This window comes from Streptomyces sp. WELS2 (genome assembly GCF_013870595.1).
In the GTDB taxonomy this organism is placed as follows: domain Bacteria; phylum Actinomycetota; class Actinomycetes; order Streptomycetales; family Streptomycetaceae; genus Streptomyces.
Genome location: NZ_JACBWZ010000423.1, coordinates 1 through 5385 on the forward strand (window position 1 = coordinate 1; position 5385 = coordinate 5385).

The window sequence follows — 5385 nt, forward strand, 5'->3', positions numbered from 1 at the left end:
GTCGATGAACACCTCGTATCCGCCGCCGTGCTCGGTACCGCCCATGCCGAAGGAGGACACCCCGGCCACCAGCGGTGCCGTGGGCGCGGGCCAGCCGGTCGGCTCGTCCTGCACCCGCAGACCCAGCTCCGCCAGCGGGATCCGCGGGTTCGGCTCGGCGAAGTTCAGGCTCGCGGGGATCCGGCGGTGGCTGATCGCCAGCAGTGTCTTCAGCAGGCCGACGATCCCGGCGGCGCCCTCCAGGTGCCCGACGTTGGTCTTGACCGAGCCGACCCGCAGCCGTTCGTCGTCGCCGCGTCCGGCGCCGAGGACCGCGCCGAGGGCGGCCGCCTCGATCGGGTCGCCCACGGGCGTGCCGGTGCCGTGCAGTTCGACGTACTGCACGGCCGCCGGGTCGACCCCGGCCCGCCGGTACGCCTCGCGCAGCACCCGCTCCTGGGCCCGCCGGTCGGGGACGGTCAGCCCCGGGGTGGCACCGTCGTTGTTGACCGCGCTGCCCCGGATGACCCCGTAGATCCGGTCGCCGTCCGCGATCGCCCGGGACAGCGGCTTGAGCAGGCAGGCCGCCCCGCCCTCGCCGCGGACGAAGCCGTCGGCGCGGGCGTCGAAGGTGTACGTCGTCCCGGTCGGCGAGAGACCGCCGAACCGCTCCTCGGCGAGCGCCCCTTCGGCCAGCAGATGGAGATTGACGCCCGCCACCAGGGCCGCCTCGGACTCGCCCGCCCGCAGGGAGGCGCAGGCCAGGTGCACCGCGACCAGCGAGGACGACTGCGCGGAGTCGACCGTGAGGCTCGGTCCGCGCAGACCGAGGTGGTACGACACCCGGTTGGCGATGACACCGCGGTTGACGCCCGCCAGCGTGTGCTGGGTGACCGCCTGTTCGCCGTGCTGGTAGAGCAGCGCGGTGTAGTCGTCGCGCAGGGTGCCGACGAACACCGCGGTGCGGCTGCCGCGCAGGGACGCCGGCAGGACGCCCGCGTCCTCCAGGGTCTCCCAGGCCAGTTCGAGCACGAGCCGCTGCTGCGGGTCCATGGTGACGGCCTCGCGGGGCGAGACGCCGAAGAACGCGGCGTCGAAACCGTCCACCGCGTCGAGGAACCCGCCGCGGCGCATACCGGGGTCGGCGGCCTCGGGCACGGTGCCGGTGGCCGCGGCCGTCCATCGTCCGTCGGGCACGTCGGTGATCGCGTCCCGGCCCTGGAGCAGCAGGTCCCAGAACGCGTCGGGTCCATCGGCTCCGGGGAGCCGGCAGGCCATTCCGACGACGGCGATGCCCTCGGCGGTGGCCTCGTCGTGTCCGGCGCCGCGGACGACCGGGTGGGAGCGCTGCTGATCCGTCATGGGGTTCGACTTCCCTTTCCAGCTCACACCGGTCGGAGTCACCGGCCGGCAAAGGCGTTTCGGAGAAAGCACGCCGATCGTAGGCAGGCGCTGCTCTCCGGCTTCTCAGCAGCTGTCAACCGGCCGGTAATCGTGTGCTTCCCGGCGGGAGATCGGCCCATTACCCCGTGATGGACGGCATGTTGATGCCCGCCCCTAATGTTGCCGACGGAATGCACGCCGCGTCACGAGAAGGCAGGTTGACTCTCGTCATGTCCCAGCTCACCGACAACGTCGAAAAGCACACCGACCAGTATGTGGCGGCGTTCAACGCCGGCGACTTCGAGACGGTCGACAGTTTTTACACGGAAGAGGCCGTCATCGTCTGGGAGCCCGGAAAGCCGATGACCGGCGAGGCCCGGCGGGAGTACCAGAGGGAATTCCTGCGCAACCGCCCGAAGATGACGGCCGTGCCCCGCGAGAAGTACGTCACCGGTGACACCGCGCTCCTGATCGTCGACTGGACGATCGACACGGTCGACGCCGACGGCAAGCCCGAGCGGCTCCAGGGCATCGGCGTCGACGTCCTGCGCCTGGGCGAGGACCAGGTCTGGCGCTACGCCATCGACGACCCCTACGGCCAGGACTGACCGGCGCCCGCCCGGCGCACCGCCACCCGCAACGCCCCCTCCCCGGACCGCAGAAGGGATCACCACCGATGTCGCACTTCACCGTCGACTTCGATCCGGACCACCCGGACCTGACCGCCGACACCGACCTGCAGAACGAGATCTTCCTCCAGGCCTTCAACTCCGGCGACGGAGCCGTGTTCAACCTGCTCTACCGCGAGGACTCCATCTCGAACTTCTCCGGCGAACCCCTCACCGGGGCGGCCCGGCTCGCCTTCTTCAAGGAGTTCCTGTCCGGCAAGCCCCGCCTGGAGGCGGCCGTCACGCACTCCTATGTCGCCGGTGACGTCGCGCTGATCGGCGTCGACTACAAGGTCGACTCCACCGGCCCGGACGGCGAGCCGGTCCAGCTGCGCGGCCAGTGCACCGACGTCCTGCGCCGCGGCGAGGACGGCCGCTGGCTGATGGCCATCGACCGCCCCGTCGCCGACAACGGCCTGCTGGCCGACTGACGCCGCGAGCGCACCACAACCGCGAACCCCCCTGCCCCTCCAGGGGGGTTCGCACGTCTGACGGCAATCCGCGCACAGCACGCACACCGAGGAGAGAGAGTGGCCACGCAAGAAGAGCTGAACTCCGTACTGACCGCGGTCCGCGAGGCCGTTCCCGCCCTGCGCCGCAACGGCGCCGAGGCGGAGGAGCGCCGCTGGATCCCGGACGAGAACATCGCCCTGCTGGAGAAGGCGGGGGTGTTCCGTACGACCGTGCCGCGCGCCCACGGCGGCCTCGACTTCGACGTGGCCCAGCAGGCGCAGGTCATCGCCGAGGTGGCGCGCGGCTGCCCGTCCACCGGCTGGCTGACCATGGTGTGGCTGACCAGTACCGCTGCCGCCGCCCTGTACCCCGACCGGGCGCAGAAGGAGGTGTTCGAGGGCGGCAGCGCCCGGGTGTCCATCGTGTTCGCCCCCACCGGCACCCTCACCCCGGTCGACGGCGGCTACCGGCTGAACGGCACCTGGCGCTTCAACTCCGGTGTCCGGGGCGCCGGCTGGGACCTGCTGGGGGCGCTCGTGGAGCGTCCCGACGGGACCGAGGAGGAGCTGGTCGCCCTCGTGCCGACCGGTGAGCTGTCCGTCGCCGACGACTGGGACGTGACGGCCGGTGCCGCGACCGGCAGCTCCACCACGACCGCGCAGGACGTGTTCGTGCCCGAGCACCGCGTGGTGCGGCTCGAGGAGACCATGGTCAGCGCCACCGGCAACCGGTCCAACGCCGGTGCGACCGGCCGCAATTACGCCCTGCTCGGCTACATCCTGTCCGGTGTCGCCGCGACCTTCGTGGGCATGGCCCGGGGCGGCCTCGAACTGTTCCTGGAGCGGCTGCCCGGGCGGGGCATCACCTACACGGACTGGGAGGAGCAGAGCCTGCACCCGCTCACCCAGCAGCAGGTGGCCACGGCCGGCAACAAGATCGCCGCCGCCGAGGCGCTGTCCGCGACCTGGCACCGGGTCCTTCAGGAGGCGGCCGACGCCGGTGTCCAGCCGTCCGACGCGGAGAAGGCCGTCATCCGGGGCCGCACCGCCTACGCCGCGCAGCTGGCGAAGGAGGCCGTCGAGCTGCTCTTCACCGCGAGCGGCGGCTCGGTCATCCGCCGCACGGAGCCGCTGCAGCGAGTCCACCGCGACATCCAGGGCTTCTCGCTGCACGCCCTGGTCCAGCTCAACACCAACCTGGAGGTCCAGGGCCGCGTCCTGTTGGGCCTGGAGCCCGGCACCTACTTCCTGTGACCGTCCTTCCGGCCCCGGCCCGCCGCGGAGTCGTCCGCGCGGTGCCGGGGCCGGTCGCATGTCCCGGCCTGGCGGGCCCTTGCTCACACCGGGGCCGGTGCGGCGGGCGGTACGGGGTGTCGGCGGCCTGAGGAGGCGCGTTCTCGGGCGGCAGGGGCCGTGTCCTCACGTCGAGGCGGTGGTCGCGCTCCTCGGGTGAAGCGGTACGGGCGCCGTCCGGGCGGCCGAGGACGGTCGGGTCCGGTCACCTTCGGCGGAGCGCCCTGCCATCCCGGCAACGCTTCCGGACAAGGCCCCCGCAACGCCCAGGCGGCCCGTGCCGCGGGTCCCGTCCGGTCGCAGGCCGGGGACGGAAGACCGTGGGTACGGGCCGCCTATGGGGCGGGCGTACGGGCCGGCGTGGGTGTCGCCGCCCGCGTCGCGCTCAGTGCGCAGCCGGGCGCGGTGCTTCCGCGCGGCCGAAGCGGCCGTTGACGAACAGCAGGCCGTCCGCGTCCTCGCCCTGGCCCGCGGCCAGGACCGTGCCGATGAACAGGGTGTGGTCGGCGAAGACGTGGGAGTCGGTCAGCGCGCACTCCAGCCATGCCACCGCCCCCGTCAGCAAAGGCGCCCCGGTGTGTTCGCCGGCCCGCCAGTCCACGTCCTGGAACTGGGCGGCGCCGAGCGTGCGTTTCTTGTCCGCGAAATGCTTCGCCAGCCCTTCTTGCCGGGCACCGAGTATGTTCACGGCGAATCGCCCCGCCGAGCTGAGCGCACCGTGCATCACGGCTCCATGCCCGACACTGCACAGCACGGACGGCGGATCGAGGGAAACGGAAGTGAAGGCGTTCGCCGTCATGGCGTGCACGTGTTCACCGCCGACGGTGATGACGGTGACCCCGGTGGCGAATCGGGACATCACTTCCCGCATCTTCGCGGGCGGCGGCCCGGATTCCGACGGCGGCCCGGTGCGAAGGGCCACGGAATCGATGTCAGTGGACGCGGAATTCATGCCACCCTCTCCGAATTAGGCTGCACGGGATGCCGGCGGGCCGCGACGGGCATGAGCAGCCGACGCCATTCAACGTACCCGTGCCTTTCGTTCTGTCTCCCACTGTCGGGTAACCGCCCCGCCACCCGCCGCTGAGCACGGGTGATGACTCGGCGATGACCGGCGGTTGACCTCGCTGGCGCACCCTTTGAGCCATGGACGACACCTACAGGACGACTTCCGGGCCCGAGCTTGCGGAGCCCTATCTGCGCGAGGTGCTCGACACCGCGGGACTGGCCGTCGAATACGTACGCGCGCGGGGGAACACCCTCTACCAGCGGACCGGCGACGGCGAGGTCCCGGTGGCCGATTTCGCCGGCGGCTACGGCTCCGTGCTCCTCGGACACAACCACCCCGCCATCGTGGCGCGGGCCGTGGAACTGCTCGAGGACGGCACCCCCGTGCACGCGCAGTTCTCCCGCCACCCCTACGCCAACCGGCTCGCCGCGGAGCTCAACCGCGTCATCCACCGGGAACTGGGCACCGACGAGCCCTACTACGCCGTCTTCGCCAACAGCGGCGCGGAGGCCGTGGAAGCGGCCATCAAGCACGCGGAACTCGACCGGGGCATGCGCGTCGCGGAACTCCTCGCGCGGTCGGCCGAGCGGCGCGCTGTTCG

At 71.8% G+C, this 5385-nt stretch carries 6 protein-coding genes; 4 read left to right on the plus strand and 2 right to left on the minus strand.

What is annotated here, in order from left to right:
* Positions 1-1341: polyketide synthase (locus tag H5J33_RS22225; RefSeq protein WP_181796675.1), on the minus strand; the 1341-nt coding region annotated here is incomplete at its 3' end.
* 251 nt (positions 1342-1592) lie between these two features.
* On the opposite strand from H5J33_RS22225, the gene H5J33_RS22230 reads away from it, so the two are divergent.
* The 3 genes from H5J33_RS22230 (at position 1593) to H5J33_RS22240 (ending at position 3736) form a co-directional block, all read left to right on the plus strand.
* Positions 1593-1970: a nuclear transport factor 2 family protein gene (locus H5J33_RS22230; RefSeq protein WP_181796676.1), complete on the plus strand. Its 378-nt coding sequence runs from the start codon at positions 1593-1595 to the stop codon at positions 1968-1970.
* A 68-nt stretch (positions 1971-2038) separates the two neighbouring features.
* Positions 2039-2461, plus strand: coding sequence for a DUF4440 domain-containing protein (locus H5J33_RS22235; protein ID WP_181796677.1), 423 nt, complete (start codon positions 2039-2041; stop codon positions 2459-2461).
* A gap of 99 nt (positions 2462-2560) precedes the next feature.
* Positions 2561-3736, plus strand: a complete 1176-nt coding sequence (locus H5J33_RS22240) for an acyl-CoA dehydrogenase family protein (protein ID WP_181796678.1) — start codon at positions 2561-2563, stop codon at positions 3734-3736.
* Positions 3737-4160: 424 nt separating this feature from the next.
* On the opposite strand, the gene H5J33_RS22245 is transcribed toward H5J33_RS22240, so the two are convergent.
* Positions 4161-4634: a flavin reductase family protein gene (locus H5J33_RS22245; RefSeq protein WP_258565298.1), complete on the minus strand. Its 474-nt coding sequence runs from the start codon at positions 4632-4634 to the stop codon at positions 4161-4163.
* Between the two features lie 287 nt (positions 4635-4921).
* Between H5J33_RS22245 and H5J33_RS22250 the strand changes: the two genes are divergently transcribed.
* Positions 4922-5385, plus strand: a 464-nt coding sequence (locus H5J33_RS22250) for an aminotransferase class III-fold pyridoxal phosphate-dependent enzyme (RefSeq protein WP_181796680.1), incomplete at its 3' end; no start/stop codon positions are given.